At 63.6% G+C, this 21,968-nt stretch carries 19 protein-coding genes; 4 read left to right on the top strand and 15 right to left on the bottom strand.

From position 1 onward, the window contains the following. Positions 1 to 63: 63 nt before the first annotated feature. Positions 64 to 1,857: an outer membrane beta-barrel protein gene (locus tag HNQ71_RS28355; protein ID WP_184876642.1), complete on the bottom strand. Its 1,794-nt coding sequence runs from the start codon at positions 1,855 to 1,857 to the stop codon at positions 64 to 66. 231 nt (positions 1,858 to 2,088) lie between these two features. Here HNQ71_RS28355 and HNQ71_RS28350 point away from each other — a divergent pair, with 231 nt between their 5' ends. Continuing rightward, positions 2,089 to 3,090 carry a KpsF/GutQ family sugar-phosphate isomerase gene (locus HNQ71_RS28350; protein WP_184876640.1) on the top strand — a complete coding sequence of 334 codons (1,002 nt, stop codon included), beginning with the start codon at positions 2,089 to 2,091 and terminating at the stop codon, positions 3,088 to 3,090. A 170-nt stretch (positions 3,091 to 3,260) separates the two neighbouring features. Next, complete coding sequence (locus tag HNQ71_RS28345; RefSeq protein ID WP_184876638.1) at positions 3,261 to 3,869, top strand: hypothetical protein; 609 nt, start codon at positions 3,261 to 3,263, stop codon at positions 3,867 to 3,869. Positions 3,870 to 3,914: 45 nt separating this feature from the next. Here the strand turns inward: HNQ71_RS28345 and HNQ71_RS28340 are convergent, their stop codons facing one another. The 8 genes from HNQ71_RS28340 to HNQ71_RS28305 all read right to left on the bottom strand — a co-directional run bounded on the left by HNQ71_RS28340 (position 3,915) and on the right by HNQ71_RS28305 (position 13,072). Next, a complete protein-coding gene (locus HNQ71_RS28340) occupies positions 3,915 to 4,379 on the bottom strand; it encodes an NfeD family protein (protein ID WP_184876636.1) in 465 nt (154 codons plus the stop codon). Positions 4,380 to 4,391: 12 nt separating this feature from the next. After that, entirely contained in the window at positions 4,392 to 5,342 is a 951-nt protein-coding gene (locus HNQ71_RS28335; protein WP_184876633.1) for an SPFH domain-containing protein, read from the bottom strand. A 118-nt stretch (positions 5,343 to 5,460) separates the two neighbouring features. Beyond that, positions 5,461 to 6,675, bottom strand: coding sequence for an NAD(P)/FAD-dependent oxidoreductase (locus tag HNQ71_RS28330; RefSeq protein WP_184876631.1), 1,215 nt, complete (start codon positions 6,673 to 6,675; stop codon positions 5,461 to 5,463). Between the two features lie 52 nt (positions 6,676 to 6,727). Beyond that, positions 6,728 to 7,792 (bottom strand): ferrochelatase, encoded by a 1,065-nt coding sequence (gene hemH, locus HNQ71_RS28325; RefSeq protein WP_184876629.1) that lies wholly within the window; start codon positions 7,790 to 7,792, stop codon positions 6,728 to 6,730. A 137-nt stretch (positions 7,793 to 7,929) separates the two neighbouring features. After that, the gene (locus tag HNQ71_RS28320) at positions 7,930 to 9,942 is read right to left on the bottom strand and encodes a bifunctional metallophosphatase/5'-nucleotidase (RefSeq protein ID WP_184876627.1); all 2,013 of its coding nucleotides are present in this window, start codon (positions 9,940 to 9,942) and stop codon (positions 7,930 to 7,932) included. 189 nt (positions 9,943 to 10,131) lie between these two features. Then, entirely contained in the window at positions 10,132 to 10,506 is a 375-nt protein-coding gene (gene omp10, locus HNQ71_RS28315; protein ID WP_184876625.1) for an outer membrane lipoprotein Omp10, read from the bottom strand. Between the two features lie 188 nt (positions 10,507 to 10,694). Then, positions 10,695 to 12,140, bottom strand: coding sequence for a homospermidine synthase (locus HNQ71_RS28310; RefSeq protein WP_184876623.1), 1,446 nt, complete (start codon positions 12,138 to 12,140; stop codon positions 10,695 to 10,697). A gap of 185 nt (positions 12,141 to 12,325) precedes the next feature. Next, positions 12,326 to 13,072 carry an SDR family NAD(P)-dependent oxidoreductase gene (locus HNQ71_RS28305; RefSeq protein ID WP_184876620.1) on the bottom strand — a complete coding sequence of 249 codons (747 nt, stop codon included), beginning with the start codon at positions 13,070 to 13,072 and terminating at the stop codon, positions 12,326 to 12,328. A gap of 112 nt (positions 13,073 to 13,184) precedes the next feature. On the opposite strand from HNQ71_RS28305, the gene HNQ71_RS28300 reads away from it, so the two are divergent. Continuing rightward, on the top strand, positions 13,185 to 14,063 hold the full coding sequence (locus tag HNQ71_RS28300) for a LysR family transcriptional regulator (protein ID WP_184876618.1): 879 nt from the start codon (positions 13,185 to 13,187) through the stop codon (positions 14,061 to 14,063). A gap of 6 nt (positions 14,064 to 14,069) precedes the next feature. On the opposite strand, the gene HNQ71_RS28295 is transcribed toward HNQ71_RS28300, so the two are convergent. The 6 genes from HNQ71_RS28295 to HNQ71_RS28270 all read right to left on the bottom strand — a co-directional run bounded on the left by HNQ71_RS28295 (position 14,070) and on the right by HNQ71_RS28270 (position 20,239). After that, complete coding sequence (locus HNQ71_RS28295) at positions 14,070 to 15,002, bottom strand: heme-dependent oxidative N-demethylase family protein (RefSeq protein WP_184876616.1); 933 nt, start codon at positions 15,000 to 15,002, stop codon at positions 14,070 to 14,072. Next, a complete protein-coding gene (locus HNQ71_RS28290; RefSeq protein ID WP_184876614.1) occupies positions 14,999 to 15,286 on the bottom strand; it encodes a YciI family protein in 288 nt (95 codons plus the stop codon). The genes HNQ71_RS28295 and HNQ71_RS28290 overlap by 4 nt, the downstream gene beginning before the upstream one ends. Positions 15,287 to 15,299: 13 nt before the next feature. Next, complete coding sequence (locus HNQ71_RS28285; protein ID WP_184876612.1) at positions 15,300 to 15,962, bottom strand: aminotransferase class IV; 663 nt, start codon at positions 15,960 to 15,962, stop codon at positions 15,300 to 15,302. Next, on the bottom strand, positions 15,911 to 17,056 hold the full coding sequence (locus HNQ71_RS28280; RefSeq protein ID WP_184876610.1) for an aminodeoxychorismate synthase component I: 1,146 nt from the start codon (positions 17,054 to 17,056) through the stop codon (positions 15,911 to 15,913). Before HNQ71_RS28280 ends, HNQ71_RS28285 begins: the two co-directional genes overlap by 52 nt. Positions 17,057 to 17,276: 220 nt before the next feature. Then, complete coding sequence (locus HNQ71_RS28275) at positions 17,277 to 18,032, bottom strand: proton-conducting membrane transporter (RefSeq protein ID WP_184876608.1); 756 nt, start codon at positions 18,030 to 18,032, stop codon at positions 17,277 to 17,279. 374 nt (positions 18,033 to 18,406) lie between these two features. Beyond that, positions 18,407 to 20,239: a M3 family oligoendopeptidase gene (locus HNQ71_RS28270; protein WP_246462185.1), complete on the bottom strand. Its 1,833-nt coding sequence runs from the start codon at positions 20,237 to 20,239 to the stop codon at positions 18,407 to 18,409. A gap of 178 nt (positions 20,240 to 20,417) precedes the next feature. Between HNQ71_RS28270 and HNQ71_RS28265 the strand changes: the two genes are divergently transcribed. Next, positions 20,418 to 21,959, top strand: coding sequence for a sigma-54-dependent transcriptional regulator (locus HNQ71_RS28265; protein WP_184876604.1), 1,542 nt, complete (start codon positions 20,418 to 20,420; stop codon positions 21,957 to 21,959). Positions 21,960 to 21,968 lie beyond the last annotated feature (9 nt).

Below are 21,968 nucleotides of genomic sequence, written 5' to 3'. Positions count from 1 at the left end.
CAGGTTCTCTGAATCCGTCGCTCTCCACTAGGCCTGACCGGAATACCCTTCTTGGCGCCGTGCTCAGCGCTGCACCTTCACGCCGAGGAAGATGCTGTTGGCCGTGTAGTCGCGGCCCGGCAGGTTGCTGGTCAGCTTTTCGGTCCTCACCCGGGTGGTGAGGCCGGCATAGCGGTTCAGCCACCAGGTCAGGCCGGCCTCGGCGCTCAACGTCCTGTCATGGCCGTCGACGCCGATGTAATCGCGCCAATCCAGGCCCAGGGCCGCATTTCCGGTGAGGTTGGCCCGGATTTGCCGCTCGCCCGTCAAGCGGCCTGAATAAAGGATATCGCCGCTTTGCCCGGCGGTGGTCGTGGGCTCGACGGTGGTCAGGCCGGTCAGGCCGATCGTGGTGCCGCGTTCCGGCGACCATTTGAGGTCGGCGTTGACGGTCGCGCCCGAAATCGCTTCGAGCCGGTCGTCGTCGATCGCCTCACGCAGCCAGCCGGCCGAGAATTCGCCCGACAGCTTCTCGCCCATGTCGAGCTCAAGGCCGGCGCGCGCGCCCAGCCGCTTCGACGAGCGCTCGAAGCCATCGGTGTCGATGCGTTGATCATAGGTCCGGCGGCCGACCTCGACTTCGGTGAAGGGGGTGAGTGCCGGAGAAATCTCGTAACCGGTGCGCAGGGTTGCCGTATAGAGCGTGGAGTCGCGGTCCTTCTGCGACAACGAGGTGCCGTCCGAAAGCTCGGCGTCGCCGTAGAAGTCGTGCGTGACCGCGCCGGTCAGCGCATACCGCATCTTGCCGGCGTCTTTCTCGATGCCGAGGCTGCCGTCCACGGTCTGCCGCAGCGGCTGCGTGTTGACGCCAGCAATGGCGTCCGGCGAGGAGGCCGATTCCGGCACGGCCTCGTAGCCGAGCTTGGCGATGGCGCGCAGTTCGTTGTCGAGGTCGACGTTGAGCTGGCCTTCTATGCGGCCCTGCTCATTGTGAACCGAATAGCCCGACACGGTCTCGCGGAAAAGGCCATAGCCGTCGATCGTCGCCGAGTTCTCACGCCAGTCGGAGACGGCGGAAAAGCGCAGCGCCGTCTCGGACAATAGCGCCGACGTGCCGGCACTGCTGGAATCACCGTTCGAGGTGGCGGTCAGGCCTTGTTCGATCGTCGGCCGAATGACGAAAGAACCCCATTTGACGCCGGTGGCGGCAAACGGATCGTCCTCGGCCTTCTTGTCCTGGCCTTCGATGGAGGCGGTTCGTTCGGCGCCGCGGTCGAGCTTCTGCCTATCGGCGCTGTCGATGGTGAGGGCGCGGCGGTTGGCCGCCTCCTGATCCGCGTCATTGGTGTCGGTATCATCCGTCGTGGATGTAATGGCGCCCGTGGTCGCGGCGTCCGTGGCCGAGGCCGTCGCCTTTTTCTTCTTCGACCTGCCGGCCGCCTTGTCCTTGGCCTGATCCGCCGCACTTTGTCTGGCAGTCGATGGCCGGCGACGAGGCTTTGGCGGTGCCGCAGTGTCGGCGGAGGTATCGTCGGTGGCCGAAGGCGGATCGAACACGCTGCCGGTCGCGGTCGCGGCGTCGGTGTCCGTGTCGTCAGGCACCGCGCCGGCGCTGGCCGGCAGGTAGGTTCGTGCCGGCGCATTGTCCTGAGCGGCGTCGGCCGGCGCCTGCTGGCCCTGGGCTGCCAGAGCCAGCTGTCTCGCCTTGCGCTGCTGGTCGGACAGGATCGCCGTTTCGGAGACCTCGCCGCGGAGCTCCGTTTCCTGGGCATGGAGCGCCGTCGGGCGCAGCAAGGCAAGCATGCTGGTCGCCAGCAGCAAGGCGCAGGCAGCCATGCCCTTCCGTCTTCCTGATTTTTCTGGCTGGCCCCCGGACATCGTCACCACTGCTTGCGCGGCGCACGCGCGCCATACTTACCGAACCGTAAATGGGGATGGTTAACGGAGCGTTGAGGCGGCAACCCGCCAGCGGCCTCAAGCGCCGATTTCCAAAGGGTTTCATCAGGCGTGTGTTATTAGCCTTTTGGTTGCATGCTTGGTGTTGTCCCGAACCACCATGGGGCCATTTCTGTTGGACAGGCGGGCAGCAACGCGCTAATCGCATCAGCCATGCATGCGGGATCCCTGAATAAGAAGCCTTTGGACAGGCAAGCGTCGATCGCTTCGGCGCTGAGAACGGTGGCAACGGAGCAGGCTGGTGTCGCGGCACTTGCCGAGGCACTCGAGAACGGATTGGCTGGGCCTTTCGCTCAGGCTGTCGAGATGATCTCGAAGATCGAGGGCCGGCTGATCGTCACCGGCGTCGGCAAAAGCGGCCATATCGGTTCGAAGATCGCGGCGACGCTGGCCTCGACCGGTACACCGGCCTTTTTCGTCCATCCCGCCGAAGCCAATCACGGCGATCTCGGTATGATTGCCAGGGACGATGCCATCATCGCCATGTCGTGGTCGGGCGAGAGCAGGGAACTGATGGGCATTGTCGCCTATTCCAGGCGCTTCTCCATTCCGCTTATCGCCGTCACCGCCGGAGAGACATCGGCGCTGGCGCGGGCCGCGGACGTCGTGCTGCTGCTGCCCCGCGCGCCTGAGGCCTGTCCACACGGCCTGGCGCCGACGACCTCGACGCTGCTGCAACTGGTGATGGGCGATGCGCTGGCGATCGCCCTGCTCGAAGCGCGCGGCTTCACGCCGGACCATTTTCGTACCTTTCACCCGGGTGGTCAGCTCGGCGCCAACCTGACGCAGATCCACGAGATCATGCATGTCGGCGACAGGCTGCCGCTGGTGGCCACGGGCACCGGCATGCAGGACGCGATCCTGGAACTGTCGCGCAAGGGATTTGGCTGCGTGGCGATCACCGACGCCGACGGCGCGCTGGTCGGCATCATCACCGACGGTGACATAAGGCGTCACATCGGCGGCAACCTGCTGGCGATGACGGTGGATGAGGTGATGACAAAAGGACCGAAAACGGCGTCGCCAGACACGCTCGTGGCAACGGCGCTGCAGACGATCAACAATTCAGCCATCACCAGTCTGATGGTGGTGGAAGGCGGACGGCCGGTCGGATTGATCCACCTGCACGATCTCCTGCGCATCGGCGCGGCCTAGTCTAACTCGAGCCGCTCTGGACGACTTGATTCGCCCTGTTGCGATCGGCAATGATTGCTTGCAAAGCCCTAGGTCACGATTGCCGTTGACGAGGTCAGATGTTCTCCAGCCTAATCGAAAGATTTCGTCGGCGGCCGGACTTCAGTCGCCCGCCGCAACTTGGAAAAGTGTTGGGCGACATCGTCGCTGGAGCATTGGAAGGCGGCCTGGCGCCTGATTTTCAACGGGTGGGCGATCTGTCCTGGGTTGGAAGCTCGACAGATCATATCCGTTATCTGCTGAAATTTCAGGCGATGAAAGGGATGACCTTCTCTGCCTGCTGGGGCCTCTCAGTCGACTTTGTTCCAATTTTCAAAGGCGGAAGCTTACGGTGGAAAAGGACAGCGAAGTCGGCAAACTTTGATCTCTGTATCGACCCCATTGACTTATCAGGCCGGATCCCTAGCTGGTGCTCGTTTTACAGCAATGATCGCGACGATCGAGTTGCACACACCGCCTTGAAGGTACTCGATGCGGCACGACAGGACTGGTCCGGAATCACGTCGCTAAACGACGTTACTGATAGTTTCGAACGACGATCGAAGATGGAGTTTCGACGCTTTTCGTTGGAAAATCATGTGCAAACGGACCTCGCATGGGGTTTGGTCCTCATCGCCATCGGAGAGGCGGATAGGGGCCAGAACCACCTCGATGCGTATTGTGACAGGTTTGCGGTTGCGCGGGATGATGCCGTCCTGACAAAAGCGAGAAACGAAGCGGCCACAATCGCGACTGGATGACATTTTCCAGCCACGCTCGGATTTCCCAAAACCAATGCTTCGATATCAGACCCGCTCGACGGTCAGTTCCAGATCCGTGTCGGCCGCAGCCGTCACCCGCACCTGCGTGCCGGCCGGCAGGTCCGGGCCGGAGACACGCCACAGCGTATCGCCCAGCTTGATGCGGCCACGCCCGTCCCGGATCGGTTCGGCTAGCGTCGCCATCTTGCCGACCATCTGCGCGCCGCGCCGGTTGAGCAGCGGCTGGTCGGTCGGATCTTCGCGACCACCGACCAGTTTCTTGCCGACATAGGCCGAGATCAGCGATAGCGCCAGGAAGGCGAGGACCTGGACCTGCCAGGTCCAGAAACCGGCATCCCAGATCAACAGCGACACCGCGCCGATGATCAGGGCGGCGATGCCGATCCACAGCATGAAGATGCCTGGCGCGATGATTTCCATCACCAGCAGGACGAAGCCCAGAACCATCCAGTTCCACGGGCCGAGTTCGGAAATGATGCGGTCCAACATGGGAGTGTACCCTCAGTTCTCGCTTGGGCGAACCACGGGCGGGCGGGCGGCCTGCCTTTGCGCGCCGGCCGTGCCATCGCTGCGGAAGACTTCCTTGGCGATTTCGCCAATACCGCCAAGCGTGCCGATCAGCGACGAGGCTTCCATCGGCATCAGCACGATCTTGCTGTTGGTGGCCGTGCCGATCTTGCCGAGCGCTTCGGTGTATTTTAGCGCCACGAAGTAGTTCAGCGCCTGTACGTCGCCCTTCGAGATTGCTTCCGACACCACCTGCGTGGCGCGCGCTTCGGCTTCGGCAGAACGCTCGCGCGCCTCGGCGTCGCGGAAGGCGGCTTCCTTGCGGCCCTCGGCCTCGAGGATCTGCGACTGCTTGAGGCCTTCGGCGGCGAGGATCTGCGCGCGCTTGTTGCGCTCGGCCGTCATCTGCCGGCCCATCGACTCGATGAGATTTGCCGGCGGGTTGATGTCCTTGATCTCGACGCGGGTGATCTTGATGCCCCACGGATGCGCGGCTTCGTCGACGACGCGCAGCAGGCGCTCGTTGATGGCGTCGCGGTTCGACAGCAGCTCGTCGAGGTCCATCGAGCCCATGACGGTACGGATGTTGGTCATCGTCAGGTTGAGGATCGCGTTCTGCAATCCCGAAACCTGGTAGGCGGCCTGCGCCGCATTGAGGATTTGGAAAAAGGCGATGCCGTCGACACCGACGATGGCGTTGTCGCGGGTGATGATTTCCTGGCTCGGAACGTCGAGCACCTGCTCCATCATGTTCATCTTGGCGCCGATGCGGTCGACGAAAGGCGTGATGAGATTGAGGCCTGGACTCAGTGTCTTGGTGTAACGGCCAAAACGTTCGACCGTATAGTTATAGCCTTGCGGAATTGTCTTGATGCCTTTGAACAGCACCAGCACGACAAGCGCGACCAGAACAATGACCGCAATATCGAAACCACTGAAATCCATTTGGCTCTCCCTCAGAGGCAGGCCGCGAAAGCCATTCTCGCGCAGCCGGCTTCACCAAAGACTTAAGTGTGTTTCAGGAGCGTTACAATCAGGTGATGATGGATTGTTTGCTGGTTTGCTATCGGCGGTTGAAGGCAAACAGCTCTGCATCCGTGTCGCTCAGCCCGTTGATCGAAGCCGAGACAATCTCGGAAGCGATCTGCGAGAAGGTGATGCCGTTGCCGCCGTAACCCATGACGGCGTGGATGCGCGGGTGCCTGGGAATGGCGCCGATATAGGGCAGGCCCGTGGTCGTGGTGCCGAACGAACCGGTCCAGGCGAATTCGGGCCTGACGTCGAGATGCGGGAACAGGCGGCCAAGTTTTTCGGCGATGCGTGCGCTCTTGTCGGCGATCAGCCCGTCGCGCCGCGTCTCGTCGACAAAGTCCTCGTCCTCGCCGCCGCAGACGACCCTGCCGTCCGATGTCGCGCGCATATAGAGGTACGGGTCCGACGCCTCCCAGATGAACGCTGCCCCCGGCCAGATCTTTCGCGGTTGCGGGCGTGTCGCGATCGCCCATGTCGAGATGATCCGGTGGGCGGCCGTCGGCACGATGTCGACGAGTTCGTAGCCGGTGGCCAGGACAACATGCCGTGCCGTGACGGTGGGCCCATCCCTGGTTGCCACGACCACCTCGTCGGCACTGTCCTCGATCGCCGTTGCTTCGACGGGGGCATGGAAGCGTGCCTTGCGCTCCGCGGCCTTCAGCAGCAGCCCGGCCGTCAGCTTGCGCGGATCGAGCGCGATGTTGCCGTGGCTGAGGATGGCGCCTTCACGGTCGATGCCGAATTTCTCCGCCAGCGGTACCGCCGTGAGATAGGTCGCGGCGATGCCTGCCTGTCTTCGTGCTTCGGCCTCGTCACGGAGTTTCGACGGGCTGAGTACAGTGCCCGCCAGATAGAGCGACGGCTTGCGGCTCGGGCTGCAGTTGATGTCGAGTTCGGCAATGCGGGCAGCGAGGTTGGAAACGGCGAGCCGCGAGCGCCGCCAGGCCTGCTCCGCCGAGGCCTTGCCGATCTGCTTCGAGAGTGTCGAAAGCGGCTGGTCGATTTCGAACTGCACAAGAGCCGTGGTCGCGGACGTCGAGCCTTTCAGCGGGCCGCGCCGGTCGATGCAGATCACCGCATGACCGTGCGCCGTCAGCGCCTCGGCCGTCATGGCGCCGCTGATGCCCATGCCGACGATCAGCACGTCAGCCTTGGCGTCACGAGTCAGCGCGGCCGTCGGGACAGCAGGCGCCCGGTAGGCGGACCAGACGGGCCGGCCGCTTCTGAGGTCAAGTTTGCGAGGCATCAAATTCTCCGGAGGTGCTGCTCAACGCCCCGGAGCTTGTGTTGTTCCGGTGTCAGGCCCAGCCGGACAGCTCGCGCCGCACCATCGCCTCGATCACCGCCATGCCCTCGGCGCTGTCGTTGAGGCAAGGAATGTGGGCGAAGTTCTTGCCACCGGCGTGATGGAAGGTCTCGGCCGCCTCGCGGCCGATCTCGTCCAGCGTCTCGATGCAGTCGACCGAAAAGCCGGGATTGACGATGGCGATCGACTTGACGCCGTCCTTGGCCAGTTTCTCGACCGTCTTGTCGGTGTAGGGCTGCAGCCATTCCTGCGCGCCGAAGCGCGACTGGAAGGTGATGATCAGTTTGTTGTCATCCCAGCCGAGCCGTTCGCGCAACAGCCGCGTCGTTTTCTGGCAGTGGCAATGATAAGGGTCGCCCTTCTCGAAATACGGTTTCGGGATGCCGTGAAAGGAAGCAATGACAACCTCCGGTTCGAAATCCAGCGTTGTCAGATGCCGCTCGATCGAACGCGCCAGCGCTTCGATATAGACCGGTTCGTCGTAGTAAGGCGGCACGCTGCGGATGGCCGGCGCGCGGCGCATCTTCATCAGGGCACGAAACAGCTGGTCGTTGGCGGTGGCGGTGGTGGTCGCCGAGTACTGCGGATAGAGCGGGAATGAAAGAATGCGGTCGCAGCCCTTTTCGACCAGCCCCTGGGCGACGCTCGCGGTCGAAGGATTGCCGTAACGCATCGCCCAGTCGACGACGACCTCGGGCAGGTCGCGCAACGCCTCGGCCAGCTTTTCGCCCTGGGCGCGGGTGTAGGTGCGCAAGGGCGACTCGTTCTTCTCCCGGTTCCAGATCCGGGCGTAGTTGGCGCCCGACGCCTTCGGCCGCCTGGTGAGCACCAGCCCATAGAGGATCGGGTACCAGATCGCCCTGTTGAGCTCGATGACGCGCGGATCGGACAGGAATTCACGGAGATAGCGCCACATCGACTTGAAATCGGTGCCGTCCGGCGTGCCGAGATTGACCAGCATGACGCCAACCTTGCCAGCCTTGACCGTCGGATGCCCGGCGGGCAACGGGCCGCCGGCCTTCGCGGCTTTGGGATCGGCAGGGGTGGAAAGGGTCATACCTGGTCTCCGGACACGGCGCGAAACTAGCGATGCCACGCCAGTTTTCAATGCCGCGTCTGGCCGCACCTTAGCAGGCAACGAAAAACCCGCCCGGTTTCCTGGGCGGGCGCGTCGTTGAAAGAGGCGAAACGACCTTACTTTGCCGGGATGGTCAGGGTTGCGCCAAGCGCAAGCCGGTGAGGCCTTTGGCCCTTGTTGGCCTCGTAGATCAGCTTCCATTTGGTCGCATCGCCATAGGCCTTCTTTGCCAGATCCCAATAGGTGTCGCCGGCAACGATGACATGGCTGCTTTCGGCCGGCGCGGCCTCGGCGGGCTTTGCCGGTTCGGCGGGGGCGGGCGCCGGCGCCGGTGCCGCTTCAGCCGGTTTTGTCGGTGCGGCCGGCGCTGTCTCTGTCGATACGGCCGGCGGTGTGTTGGCGATATCGCCCGACTTGGCGGGCAGTTCGGGCATTGCAGGCGCGGCCTCAGCAGGCTTTGCTGCTTCGGCAGGTTTGGCCGGCTCAGCTGCCGGGGCCGCTGGCGCCGCCGCGACGGTCGCGGCGATCTCCGTGATGCGGCCGTCGAGCTTTGGCGTGTAGGGCCGGTGCGCGCCGAGATAATCGGCAACCACCTGTTCGAGGCCCGGACCGTAGTCATAGGCGTTCTTGGCCTTGTCGGCGAAGATCTTGTAACCGTCGCCGCCCTGGCGGACATAGTTGTTGGTGGCGACCAGATAGTCCTTGTTCGGATTGATCGGCGTCCAGGCGCCGCCTTCCATGACTTCCACCGATTTGACGCGACCGGCATTGGGCGCAACCGACTTGTCGAAGGAATATTTCAGGCCGGCGACCTGAGGGAAGCGACCGGCGCCGTCCTCGATCTGGCTGAGGCCGTTCTCGAGGCCGGCCACCAGGTCCTTGCCGGAAATCTGGAAGGTTGCCAGCGTGTTCTGGAACGGCAGCACGGTCAGCACTTCGCCCATGGTGACGGTGCCTTTGTCGATCGAGGCGCGCAGGCCACCGCCATTGGAGATGACGATCTCGACGCCCTGTCCCTTGACGCGGTCGAGGATGGCGTCGGAGACGAGGTTGCCCATCGCGCATTCACGGGTGCGGCAGTTCTCGCGGCTGCCGTCGATGACGTCGGTGGTCTCGGCCACTTCCTTGTTCTTCAACGCCTCGATCGGCGCGCCAAGCTCCTTGATGCGGGCGAGCACGGCCGGGTCGGGGGTGATCGACTTGTCGAGATAGATCGGGTCGCCGCTGGCCGATTTGACGACGCCATTGTCGTCGAACACCACCTTGAACTCGCCGAGATATTTGGAATAGGACGCCGCCTGCACGACCGGCACCTTGTAGCCGTCGGGATTGTCGACCATCGTCGGATAGGGGCCTTCCGCCTTCGGGTCGGTGTTCGACAGCAGCGAGTGGCTGTGGCCGCCGACGACCACATCGATGCCCGGGATCTTGGCAATGACGTCGCGCTCGCGCTTGTAGCCGATATGGGTCACGGCGATGATCTTGTTGACGCCTTCGCCCTTCAACTTCTCGACCTCGGCGGTGATGGACTTGACGTCGTCCTCGATGGTGATGTTGGGGCCGGGGGAAGCGAGTTCCGGGGTGTCATTGGTCACCGCGCCGATGATGCCGATCTTCTGGCCGCCGACCTCGACGACGATTGACGGCTTGACGCGGTCGCCGAGTTTGGATTGCGCGTTGGCCTTCACATTGGCGCCGAGCACCGGGAACTTGATCATGTCGAGGAACGGCGCCAACGCCGTCTCACCATCGTCGAATTCATGGTTGCCGAGCGCCATGGCGTCGAACTTCATCTCGTTGAGGAATTCGCCTTCGACCTTGCCTTTGTAGGTCGTGTAGAACAGCGACCCCTGGAAATTGTCGCCGGCGCTAAGCAGCAGCACGTTCTGGCCTTCCAGCTTTGTGCGCTCCTGGGCGATGGCGGTGATCAGCCGGCCCGCGCCACCGATGCACTCGCCCTTGGTCTCCTCATCGGTCGAGCAGGTCGATTCATATTTGTTGTTGCCTTCGATGCGGCTGTGCCAGTCGTTGATGTGCAGGATGTTCAGCGTGTAGTCGGCAAAGGATGCGCCGGACGACAGAGCGATCGTCGAGGCGGAGAGGGCGGCAATGGCGGCAAATTTCTTCATCTTCGTCTCCCGGAAGGCTGATCAGAGGCGTTTAGCGCTCTTGCTTGACTGGAACATAACAGTCGGCGTTTCGAGCATGTTCCCATCGCGTTCCAGATGACGCAAGCGGAAATCCCGGACTTTTGCCGGCATAAAAAAGGGACGGCAGCCATTGGCCGCCGTCCCCTGGGGAAGCGAATGCTCGTCGGTTCAGGTGCGCCGTGTTAGCACGAAGTTCTGGCCGCTGGAGCTGGTGCAGTTGAGCTGGCTTGTCGACACCATCAGGCAGTTGAAGCTGACCGCGGTCTGGCGGATCAGCGACGTGCCGTTGATCTGCACCGACGTCGCGCCGGTCATGGTGTAGCTGCCGTCGGCAAGCTTCTGGCCGGTGTCGGTGGCGACGGTCGTGAAGGTGCCGCTGGCGAAGGTCGAAAGGCCGGTGCCCTTGGCGTCGATCCAGGAGCCTTCGACACCTTTCGGCGAAGCCGCCATCGGTGGTTCATCCGGGCCGCTCGTCGCACAGCCAGCAAGTCCCACTACAGCTGCTGCAACGCTCATCCAAACAATCTTGCGCGCAATGTTCATTATGAAAATCCTCTCCTCTCGCATCGGCCCAAAAATCGGAATCGATTTTTGGAAAACACGATGCGCACACCCAAAGTGCTAGAGCGTACTTTATGCGTACGATTGGACGCACGTCGCTCTAGGCCGCACCCCTTCAATCGCCCGATTTCCGGGCGATTGCAAGGCAATGGAGTATCCCTAGCAGAGCGCTATCGGACGAGGATGTTGCGGAATTGCCACGGGTCGCTGCGATCGAGGTCTTCCGGGAACAGGCCGGGCCGGTTATCGAGTGGCGTCCAGTCGGTGTAGTGGCCCTTGACCGGTCCCAGATATTGCGACTGCACTTCCAGGCAGCGCTTGTAGTCCATCTCGTCTGCCTCGACGATGCCGGCTTCAGGGTTTTCCAGAGCCCAGACCATGCCGGCGAGAACCGCCGAGGTGACCTGCATGCCGGTGGCGTTCTGATAGGGCGCCAGCCTGCGCGCGTCGGCCAGCGAAAGATGTGAGCCGTACCAGTAGGCATTCTTGTCGTGGCCGTAGAGCAGCACGCCGAGTTCGTCGACGCCGTCGACCAGTTCATTCTCGTCGAGCACGTGGTGCACAGGCTGCGGCTTGCCGGCGGCGCCGAACATCTCGTCCAGCGACAGCATCGCGTCATTGCAGGGATGATAGGCATAGTGGCAGGTCGGGCGATATTGAACCTTGCCCTTCCTGGAGCGCACGGTGAAGAAATCGGCGATCGAGATCGCCTCGTTATGTGTGACCAGGAGGCCGTATTGCGGCCCCGGCGTCGGGCACCATGAGCGCACGCGCGTGTTGGCGCCGGGCTGCTCCAAATAGATGGCGGCCTTCGAACCGTGCTTGTGCTTCTTGGCGTTCTTCGGCATCCACGTCTCATGCGTGCCCCAGCCGAGCTCGGCAGGCTGCAGGCCCTCGGAAATGAAGCCTTCGACCGACCAGGTGTTCCAGAACACATCCATCGGCTTCGGCTTCTTGGCGCGCTGGGTATCGCGCTCGGCGATGTGGATGCCCTTGACGCCGGCCTTCTTCATCAGCTTGGCCCAACCTTCGCGGTCGTCCTGCGTGGGCTCTGAAAACTCGAGGCCGAGATCGGTGGCGAGGTTGACCAGCGCCTGCTTGACGAACCACGAGACCATGCCGGGATTGGCGCCGCAGGTGGAGACCGCCGTCGCGCCGCCGGGCTTGTCGTGCTTTTCCTTGATCATCGCTTCGCGCAGCGCGTAGTTGGTGCGGCTGGCATTGTCGGCCTGGGCATCGAAGTAGAAGCCGAGCCAAGGCTCGACGACCGTGTCGATGTAGAGCACGCCGAGCTTGCGGCAGAGGCGCATCAGATCCACCGAGCCGGTATCGACCGACAGGTTGATGCAAAAGCCCTGGCCGCCGCCATTGGTCAGAAGCGGCGTCAAAAGCTTCTTGTAATTCTTCTCGGTCACCGCTTCCTGGACGAAGGCGATGCCGCGCTCGTCGAGCAGCTTGCGATCAGTGTCGCGTGGGTCGAGGACCGTCATGCGCGACTTGTCGAACGTGAAATGGCGTTCGATGAGCGGCAGCGTCCCCCGTCCGATCGAGCCGAAGCCGATCATCACCACAGGGCCGGTGATCTCACCGTAAACGGGCCAATTTTCATTCGCCATTTTATCGAGCACTCCTCAAAAAACACTCCGGAACAGCCGCTTGGCCGCGGCGCGACAAACCATAGATCATTGTCACAATAAAGCGAAAAGCAGCGAAACGCCCGGGAACGCCGCTGTGGAAGTGCTCGGCGATGCCACCGGGAGGCCATGGCCTGCCCGATGGCGGATGTTGAGCCGGCGTCGTATCAGCGAGCGCCGCCGGACGCGTTGATGCGTTCGCCGGTCAGCCACGCCGCCTCGTCCGAGGCGAGGAAGGCCACGGTTGGGGCTATGTCGTCCGGCTTGCCGAAGCGCTGGCCAAGGGGGACGCCAGCGATCAGCATATTGCCGAAATCGGTGCCAACCATGCCTTCGGTCATTTCGGTACGGGTATAGCCAGGCGCCACGATGTTGACACGGATGTTGCGGGCTCCGAGTTCTCTCGACAGGCTAAGCGTCAGCGTATCGATCGCCGCTTTGCTGGCGGAATAGAGGCTGGTGTTTGGCACCGGGTTCCAGCTCGAGATCGTGCCGATGTTGACGATGCTGCCGCCGGTCTCGGGGAAGTGGCGCATGGCCGCCTTTGTGGTCAGGATCGTGCCCAGTACGTTGGTGTCGAAGAGCCGCCGATAATCCGCCTCACTGGCTTCCTCGAAAGTGCCGAAGCTGGCGGTCGCGGCGTTGTTGATCAGAATGCTTGGCTTGCCGAATGCGATCTCGGCGGCCTCGAACATCTTCTCGACTTCGGCGGCGTCGGCCACGTCACCCCGAACCGCAGTCGCCTTGCCACCGGCGGCGACGATCTCCTTGACCGTGCGTTCTGCAGCCTCACGGCTGGAGACGTAGTTAACGACGACGGCGGCGCCTTCCGCCGCCAGCCGTTTGGCGATGCCCGCACCGATGCCTCGCGCGGCACCGGTGACGATGGCGACCTTGTTGTTGAGCTTGCCCATTTTGGTTCTCCGAATGGATGGATGGATGGATTTGACAATCGCCCAATTGGCCATTCCTAGATGGGTCAAGTAGAGTGAATAACACCATATAACTAATTCCAAGGTGGAATAGATGGACAGGCTCATGGTGATGAACACCTTTATAAGGGTCATCGAAACCGGCTCGTTCTCGGCGGCCGCGCGGCATTTGCGCGTCGGGCAGCCAGCCGTCTCGAAGGCCATCGCGCAGCTCGAGGAACGGCTCGGCGTTCGCCTGCTGTCGCGCACCACTCGAGGTCTCTCGCCGACCGATGCCGGCCTCAGCTTCTATGAAGGCGCCAAGCGCGCGGTCGACGAGGCCGACGAAGCAGAGAACGCGGCGCGTGGCACTGCGGCGGCGCTTAACGGGTTGCTGCGCATCGGTACGTCGGTAACCTTCGGCCGCCTGCATGTCGTTCCGAGGCTGAAAGCCTTCCTGGACGCTCACCCGAGGCTCGACGTCGAGGTGGCGATGGACGACAGGAACGTCGACCTCGTCGAGGAAGGGGTGGATGTCATGCTGCGTCTGGGTGAAAACTTCGCCCCCGCTCATGTCGGACGCAAGATCGCCACCTGTCGTCGTCTCGTGGTGGCGGCACCCTCTTACCTAGCACGCGAGGGCGAACCCATCGCGCCGGATGAGCTGTCGCGGCACGAGGCGATCCTTTTTGTCCGAGCAGGCACTTCCAATCGCTGGACATTCCGGCGAGGCGCCGAAGAAGTTTCGCTTGCCGGCCAAGGGCGGCTGCGCGTGACTTCCGCCGAAGGGATACGTGAGGCCGTACTTGCCGGCATCGGCTTCACGGTCGGCTCCGAATGGATGTTCGACGCGGAACTGCGCAGCGGTGCGGTTCGGCCGATCCTGGTCGACTGGGCGCTGCCGCCTGTTGAATTGTGGGCGCTGTTTCCGGCCGGACGCAAGGCCAGCGTCAGGGCAAGGACATTCGTTGATTTCCTGGCGGGCAGCCTGTAGGCGGCTTCAGCCGGCCATTGTCTTCAATCGTTCGATCAGCAGGTCGCGGTCCGATGTCAGGCCCTTGTAGTCGAGCTGGTCGAGATCGAGCGCTTCGAGCTGGGCGGCAAAGGACAGTGCGAGCGTCGCCCGGTCCGGGTGCCGCTCCAGCACGGCGAGCGGGTCGAGGTGGATGCGGATGGTGAACAGGATGTCGCGCGAGGACGGCAGCTTGCGCAACGTCTGACGTTCGACGCGGATGAAGGCGTGCGCCCTGACGTCACCATCGGGGAAGCGTGTCGGCCGGCTGGTGGCGCGGTCGATGCGCTCGACATTGGACAGCGGATGATAGAGCGCATTGTCGGCCTGGATCGACCAGTTGAAGCGCTCGACCGCCTGGCCCTGGAGACCGTCGAACATGCGGTTGATCAGTTCGGCCGGCCGCGTGCCCGGACCGAAGCCCGGTACGGGCTCGTGGATCTGCTGCAACGGCTTGCCGAATTTTTCGAGCAGCGACCAGGATGAGGGGAAGCACAAAGAGCCGGCGACAAGCCGCCAGCCGCTGTCGTTGCGGCGCATCAGGATCAGGTCTTCCTGAACCAACAGCGAGGCGGCGACGAGCGGTGCGCCGTCGAGACCGGAAGGGATGGGGAAATGGCTCTCCGCGCTCACGACCTCGACGCCTGCATCGGTGCGCCGATAGGTGTCGGGAAATCTTTCCGGCAGATGCTTGCCGAGCAATTCGAGCACTTCCTGCTGGGCCTCCCGCGTGCCGTCCTCCTCGACGAAAACCCGCTCGGGGATTTCGGCATAGAGCCGGCGCTTTTCGGCCAGATACGGCAGCAGATGGTCGTCGACCTCGATCCAGTCTGCCGGATCGAGCGGCTTCAGCCCGATGCTGAAGAGTTTCGACGAGCCGTCATAAGGCGTATGGGTGGGCAGCGCCTCGGCCAAGCTCAAGCTTCCCTGAAACTGTCCAGGACGGCGATGGTCATCCTCGCCAGAAATTCGGTGACATCGTAGTCCGCGGCACCCGCCTTGGCGAAGGGGTCGGCAGCCAGCGTGGCGTCGAGGATTTCGCGCGGGCATTGCGCGATGATGATGCCGCCGGTTCTCGGTTTCTTCGGGCCGGAGGCGACGAAGATGCCGTCCGCATAGCAGGCCTTCAGCCATTCGATATGGGCCGCCTGCAAGCGGTCGATCTCGGTCAGGGGCACCTTGTAGTTCAGCGAAACGACGAACATAGCATTCTCCCGGTCATGCCAGCTTTGCGGGAATCAAGCCGCGCAGCGAATTGCCGACAAAGATCGCCTTGGCCGACTGCAGATCGCCGTAGCTGTAGATCGCTTCGCGGGCGCGGCCTTCATCCAGAAGCTCGGCGCGCAGTACGCCAGACAGCAGGCCGCAGTCGAGCCGCGGCGTCGCCAGCATGCCATCGCCAAGATCGGCGAAGACATTGGTGATGGTGCCTTCGCAGATCTCGCCGCGCTCATTGGCCAGCAGCACCTCGTCGGCCTGGGTGATGAGATATTCGGCGCGGGCGTGGCTGTACAGGTGGCGCCGGCTGGTCTTGTGACGCAGCAGCGTGTCGTGCGAATCGAGCCTTGTCCGCGCCAGCCGCAGCACCCAGACCTTGTCGGCGGCCAGCGGTTCATAAGGCTGTGCCGAGGCGGTCGCTTCGCCGTCGCGCGACAAGGCCAGACGCGTGCGCAACGCGATGCCGGATCCGCTGACCGCATTGCCCAGCACGTCGCCGACCCTTTGCGGGTCGCAGGCAAAGCCGAGTTCCGCTGCCGAGCCATAGAGGCGGGCAAGGTGGCGATCGAAGCGCAGGAAGCCCGAGCCGGGTTCCCAGCGCATGGTCTCGATCAGCTGGAAGTCGGCGGTGTTCCCGTCGCGAAGCGCGCTTTCAGCAGACACTCCTGATACTCCTCCTCAGCCGTCGAATCGAAGACGACGCCGCCGCCGACATTGTAGACGGCCTCGCCGCCGGAAAAGAGCGAGATGGTGCGGATCGCCACGGAAAAGCGCATCGTGCCGCCGGGTGCGATCCAGCCGATGGCGCCGCAATATGCGTCGCGCGGCGTGCCTTCCAGATCGTGCAGGATTTCCATGGCACGGATTTTTGGCGCGCCGGTGATCGAGCCGCACGGGAACAGCGCCGCGAACACCTGGCGGATGCTGAGACCCGGCAGCAGCTTTGCCCTGACATCGCTCACCATCTGGTGGACTGTCGGATAGGTCTCGATGCGGAACAGCGCCGGCACGTCCAGCGTGCCGACCTCGCTGATCAGCGAGATATCGTTGCGCAGGAGATCGACGATCATCCGGTTCTCGGCCTGGTTCTTCTCGTCGTTGCGCAGGAAAATCTTCTGCCGCTCGTCCTCGGCCTTGGTGGCGCCGCGCGGTGCGGTGCCCTTCATCGGATGCGTCTCGATCATGCCTGCGGCGTCGATCTCGAAGAACAGTTCGGGCGAACGCGACAGCACGATGGGATCACCGAGCGAGACCAGCGCGCCATATTTCACCGGCTGGCGTTCGGTCAGCGCATCGAAGGCGGCCAGCGGGTCGCCCGACCATTGCGCGTGAACGGGAAAGGTCAGGTTGCCCTGGTAGCAGTCGCCTTGCCTGATGTGCTGGTGCAGCTGCGCGAACCGCTTCTCGTAATCCTCGAGCGACCATGTCGCCCGCGCGTCGAAGATCGGGCCATTGGTCGCCGCTGCGTTGCGGGGCGGCACCCCCTCTTCGACCGGCGCGTCGAAAACCCCAAGGCACACGATTGGAGCGCGGCGCCCTTTCGGCAGCAAGGGAACCAGCTTCGGTTCGAGCAGATAACCCGCTTCATAGGAAAAATAGCCGGCCAACCATTTGCCGGCGTCGTGCGCCGCCTGCGCCGCCGCCAGCGCCGGCAGGAAGTCCTTTGCCTCATGCGCCACGATGATGTCGGCCGGCCGGTCGAAGACGAGCTGGCGCGCGCTTTCGTCGTTGCGGAAAATTGCGGCGGGCAGGGACATGGGACTCGGATGCTACGCTCGATGAAGCCGTCGACCGCTCTATATGGGGGGCCGCCTGCGCGCAATCGAGGGAACGGCACGCTGCCCCTCAAAGCCGACCTCTCGGGCTAACGTGAGAGCCGATCCCTGGGCCAACTTCCGGGTCGATATTGCGATTGCGGCCAAAAACAAACGGCGGCGCCTTGGGCACCGCCGTTTGTCACAATCCTGCTTTCGCCGATCAGGTGTTGCTGGAGGTTCCCGCTGTCGGAAACTGCTTGGCGAACTCCGTCTCGTCGCCGGCGGCAAGCAGCTTGGCCTGTTCGATCCAGCGTTCGCGCGCGATGCGGCCGTCGAAGTTCATGACATCCTCGATCCGCTTGATATCGGCGGCTGTCCAGGCGGCGATCTGGGCGAAGCTGGTGACGCCTTGTGCCTTGAGCAGCTTCTCGTTGACCGGGCCGATGCCGATCAGGCGGCGCAGGTTGTCGGGCTTGGCCGCTGCCGGCTTGGCCGCTGCCGGCTGGGCCGCCGTGGCTTTCGCCGATGCTGCCGCTTTTGGCGCGGAACTCGCCTTGGGGGCGCTGGACTTCGGTGCGCTGGACTTGGCGCTGGACTTGGCGGCGCTGGGCGCTGCCTTGGTCGCCGCCGGCTTCTTTGGTGCAGGTTTGGCCGCCGCGGGCGCCGATTTGGCCGCGGCTGGGGTCGATATCAGGGCAGCCGGCGCCTGGCTCGCGGCCTTTGCCGCGCCGGTTCCTGCAGCGGGTGTTGCCGGCGCTTCGCGCAGCCGGCGCTCAAGGTCGGTGCGGGTCTTGCCGCATGCATCGAGCTCACCGGTCAGGCGGTCGTTGTCGGCGCGCAGCCTGTCGCGCTCGCTGCGCGTGCGGTCGAGGTCGCCGCGCAAGCTGTCGAGTTCACCGCGCAGGCGTCCCCAGAGGAACCAGCCCACCAACACGCCTACCAGGAACGCCAGGAGCATGTAGAAAAAAGTGCCCATTGTTTCTCTCTCCAATCAGATCCGTCTGCCGTGGCATGGGTTCATGACCTTCGGCGAAAGGACTAGTCGATGGTGGTTCCGCGGTTCGCAGAACAGCCGGCTTCGGTTGGAGCTGTCGGCGATCGGCTTTGCCTGCCATGGCCAACGGCCGTTGTCGCGTTCGCCAAGGCGCCGCGGCCGGCTGAGACTTCCCCTCGCCGATCGGCATGCGCTCCGGCTGAGCTTGGAAGGAAGGCTATCATAGGGCTTGTGGAAAGCTATCGGAAAACTTCCATGGAGAGTACTTCAAGAACCGATATTTAGGCCAAGAATAAGCCGTCCCAGTATGCGCCCCGGCTCAACTGTTCTGCGTGCAGATGAGACCTACAGGGCGTTCAAGCGTCGAGTGTTTCCAGCTCGTCGATCAGGCCGCTGATGACGCCAAGCCCGATCTGCCAGAAGGCGGGATCGGTGGCATCGAGGCCGAAGGGCGCCAGGAGCTCGGAATGATGCTTGGTGCCGCCGGCGCGCAGCATTTCGAAATACTTGTCCTGGAAGCCGCGCTCGGCATTTTGGTAGACCGCGTAGAGCGAGTTCACCAGGCAGTCGCCGAACGCATAGGCATAGACGTAGAAGGGCGAATGGATGAAGTGCGGGATGTAGGTCCAGAACACCTCGTAGCCTTCGCGCAACTTGATCGCCGGCCCGAGGCTTTCGGCCTGCACTTCCAGCCAGAACTGGCCGAGCCTGTCGGAGGTCAGTTCGCCATTCCTGCGCTCGGCATGCACCTTGCGCTCGAATTCGTAGAAGGCGATCTGGCGCACGACCGTGTTGATCATGTCCTCGACCTTCTGGGCGAGCATGGCCTTGCGCTCGCGCCTGTCGGTGGTCTGGTCGAGCAGCGAGCGGAAGGTCAGCATCTCGCCGAAGACGGATGCCGTCTCGGCCAGCGTCAGCGGCGTCGAGGCCATCAGCGCGCCCTGGCCGCTGGCCAGCACCTGATGCACCCCATGGCCCAGCTCATGCGCCAGCGTCATCACATCGCGCGGCTTGCCCATGTAGTTGAGCAGGACATAGGGATGCGCGGACGGCACGGTCGGATGCGCGAAGGCGCCGGGCGACTTGCCCGGACGCACCGGCGCGTCGATCCAGTTGCGGTCGAAGAAGGTGCGCGCGATCTCCGCCATGTCGGGCGAAAAGCGCTGATAGGCGGAGAGCACGGTGTTCCTGGCCTCGTCCCAGCCGATGATCGCCTGCGGCGTGTCCGGCAACGGCGCGTTGCGGTCCCAGTGGTTCATCACATCCATGCCCAGCCAGCGCGCCTTCATCTGATAATAGCGGTGCGACAGGCGCGGATAGGCGTCGCGAACGGCGGATGCCAGCGCATCGACCACACCGCGCTCGACGCGGTTGGCGAGATGGCGTGAATCGGCGATGTCCTCGAAGCCGCGCCAGCGGTCGGAAATCTCCTTGTCCTTGGTCAGCGTGTTGGTGATCAGCGTGAAGGTCCGCAAATTCTTGCGGAAGGTCGCTGCCAGCGCCTCGGCGGCCCGGCGGCGCACTTCGCCGTCGGCGTCCTGCAAGCGGTTCAGCGCTGGCTCGAGCGTCAGTTCCTCGCCGTCGATGTCGAAGCGAAGGTCGGTCATCGTCTCGTCGAACAGCCGGTTCCAGGCGCCGCGTCCAGTGATCGATTTTTCATGGAAAAGCTGCTCGACGCGGTCCTCGAGCTGGTAGGGCTTGTCCTTGCGCAGATCGAGCACCCAGGGGCGGTAGTGGCCGAACGCGGGATCGCCGGCAAGCGCGCCTTCGATCGCGCCGTCGTCGATCAGGTTGAGTTCGAGCGCGAAGAACAGAAGGTGCGCGCTGGCGTCGGTCATCTTCTCCTGGATATCGCCATAGAGCTTGGCGCGCTGCGGATCGGCGGTGTTTCCGGCATAGACCAGCCCGGCATAGGAGACGATCCGGCCAATCAGTTCCTCCAGCGCCTCGTAGGCGACAAGCGCCTCGCCCAGCCTGCCGGCGCTGCCACGCTCGGCCTCGGCGGCCAACGTACCCTTCCAGCGGGTCTCGAAGCTGATCGCGTCGGCTGCGGCCTTGGCGATGTCGCGCTTCAGTTCCGGCGCTTCCATGCCGGCATAGAGATCGGCAAGGTTCCACTCCGGCAGGTCGCCAAGCTCGGCCGCGCCCTGACCGGAGGCTGGCGCCGTTAGCCGCCGAGCAGAAACCATGTGCCCAGAAACCATGTGCATCGCCGATACCTTCCGTGGCCGAGGTTCAAAGGGGAAACGAGAAGCCGGTCAAATCCTAAGGAATTCATTCACCGGGTTTTTTGAAACCTTATTTAGAACCCTGTGCCAAGATGGTCCACAGGGCAGAATTCCTCGGGCGGGCATAGTCGTACCAGTCATGACAGGTTCCATACTCATAGTCGATGACGATCCCGTGCAGCGACGGCTGCTCGAAGCAGCCGTGACGCGGTTCGGCCATGCGGCAACCGTCGTCGACGGCGGAGCGGCCGCGCTCGATGTCCTCGACGGGCCAGGCGCCCGCGAGGTTTCGGTGGTCATCCTCGATCTGGTCATGCCCGGTCTGGACGGCATCGGCGTGCTGAAGGCGATGCGCGAGCGCGACATAAATGTCCCGACGATCGTGCAGACCGCCCAGGGCGGCATCGAGACCGTGGTTTCGGCCATGCGTCACGGAGCCTTCGATTTCGTCGTCAAGCCGGCATCGCCCGACAGGCTGCAGGCGTCGATCGCCAATGCGCTCAAGGTCGAGGCCGTCGAGGGCGAGGTCAAGCGTACGTCGCGCCGGCGTGGCGGACTTCTGACCTTCAAGGACATGGTCACGCACAGCCCGGCCATGGACAGGGTGATCCGCCTCGGCCAGAAGGCGGCGGCATCCAACATTCCGATTCTGATCGAGGGCGAGTCCGGTGTCGGCAAGGAACTGGTGGCGCGCGCCATCCAGGGCAGCGGCGACCGCCGCTCGAAACCCTTCGTCACCGTCAATTGCGGCGCCATTCCCGACAATCTGGTCGAATCGATCCTGTTCGGCCACGAGAAGGGCTCGTTCACCGGCGCCACCGATAAGCACACAGGCAAGTTCGTCGAGGCGCATTCGGGAACGCTGTTTCTCGACGAGATCGGCGACCTGCCGCTCGACGTGCAGGTCAAGCTGCTGCGCGCCGTGCAGGACGGCGAGGTCGACCCGGTCGGCGGACGCTCGACCGTCAGGGTCGACATCAGGCTGATTTCGGCGACGCACCGCAACCTCCTGCAGCAGGTCAAGGACGGCAAGTTCCGCGAAGATCTGTTCTATCGGCTGAACGTCTATCCGATCTTCGTGCCGCCGCTGCGCGACCGCCGCGACGACATACCCTATCTGGTCACGCATTTCATGGAGAAGGTGGCGCCGGCCGACCCGCGTCATCGCCTGCAAGGCATTTCAGCCGCGGCGCTTGCCGTGCTGCAGGCCTATGACTGGCCGGGAAACATCCGGCAGCTCGAAAATGCCGTCTTCCGGGCCTCGGTGCTTTGCGAAGGCGATGTGCTGACCACGGAGGACTTCCCGCAGATCCGGGCGCAGGTGGAAGGCACCGTCAATCTCGACGCCGATGGCGTTTCGCCGTCCGCGTCCTTGCCGCTGGACACTGAGCCTGGCGACGCGGAAGCCTCGTCCGGCGAGGCCGCCGTGGCGATCCAGCCCGATCCGCTGGCCAGGCTGCAGCCTCGCTTCGGTACGTTGCGGGCGCTCGACGAACGCGGCAATGTGCGTGCGCTGGCCGATGTCGAGCTCGAGATGATCAAGCTCGCCATCGACCACTACAACGGCCAGATGAGCGAAGTCGCCCGCCGCCTCGGCATCGGCCGCTCGACGCTTTACCGCAAGCTCAAGGAATACGGCATCGACCCGGAGACCGGCCGCGTCGACCGGCTCGCTTCCTAGGTATGTTGA

The sequence above is a fragment of the Mesorhizobium sangaii genome (genome assembly GCF_014207355.1).
Classification (GTDB): Bacteria; Pseudomonadota; Alphaproteobacteria; order Rhizobiales; family Rhizobiaceae; genus Mesorhizobium; species Mesorhizobium sangaii.
Note: the sequence above shows the minus strand (reverse complement) of the source record. Positions and strands in the feature narration are given on the sequence as shown.

Bases quoted from the DNA above. Each gene is read 5' to 3' on its own strand.
- HNQ71_RS28355 (WP_184876642.1), bottom strand. From the start codon at position 1,857: ATGTCCGGGGGCCAGCCAGAAAAATCAGGAAGACGGAAGGGCATGGCT.
- HNQ71_RS28350 (WP_184876640.1), top strand. From the start codon at position 2,089: ATGCATGCGGGATCCCTGAATAAGAAGCCTTTGGACAGGCAAGCGTCG.
- HNQ71_RS28340 (WP_184876636.1), bottom strand. From the start codon at position 4,379: ATGTTGGACCGCATCATTTCCGAACTCGGCCCGTGGAACTGGATGGTT.
- HNQ71_RS28335 (WP_184876633.1), bottom strand. From the start codon at position 5,342: ATGGATTTCAGTGGTTTCGATATTGCGGTCATTGTTCTGGTCGCGCTT.
- HNQ71_RS28330 (WP_184876631.1), bottom strand. From the start codon at position 6,675: ATGCCTCGCAAACTTGACCTCAGAAGCGGCCGGCCCGTCTGGTCCGCC.
- hemH (WP_184876629.1), bottom strand. From the start codon at position 7,792: ATGACCCTTTCCACCCCTGCCGATCCCAAAGCCGCGAAGGCCGGCGGC.
- HNQ71_RS28320 (WP_184876627.1), bottom strand. From the start codon at position 9,942: ATGAAGAAATTTGCCGCCATTGCCGCCCTCTCCGCCTCGACGATCGCT.
- omp10 (WP_184876625.1), bottom strand. From the start codon at position 10,506: ATGAACATTGCGCGCAAGATTGTTTGGATGAGCGTTGCAGCAGCTGTA.
- HNQ71_RS28310 (WP_184876623.1), bottom strand. From the start codon at position 12,140: ATGGCGAATGAAAATTGGCCCGTTTACGGTGAGATCACCGGCCCTGTG.
- HNQ71_RS28305 (WP_184876620.1), bottom strand. From the start codon at position 13,072: ATGGGCAAGCTCAACAACAAGGTCGCCATCGTCACCGGTGCCGCGCGA.
- HNQ71_RS28300 (WP_184876618.1), top strand. From the start codon at position 13,185: ATGGACAGGCTCATGGTGATGAACACCTTTATAAGGGTCATCGAAACC.
- HNQ71_RS28290 (WP_184876614.1), bottom strand. From the start codon at position 15,286: ATGTTCGTCGTTTCGCTGAACTACAAGGTGCCCCTGACCGAGATCGAC.
- HNQ71_RS28280 (WP_184876610.1), bottom strand. From the start codon at position 17,056: ATGTCCCTGCCCGCCGCAATTTTCCGCAACGACGAAAGCGCGCGCCAG.
- HNQ71_RS28275 (WP_184876608.1), bottom strand. From the start codon at position 18,032: ATGGGCACTTTTTTCTACATGCTCCTGGCGTTCCTGGTAGGCGTGTTG.
- HNQ71_RS28270 (WP_246462185.1), bottom strand. From the start codon at position 20,239: ATGGTTTCTGCTCGGCGGCTAACGGCGCCAGCCTCCGGTCAGGGCGCG.
- HNQ71_RS28265 (WP_184876604.1), top strand. From the start codon at position 20,418: ATGACAGGTTCCATACTCATAGTCGATGACGATCCCGTGCAGCGACGG.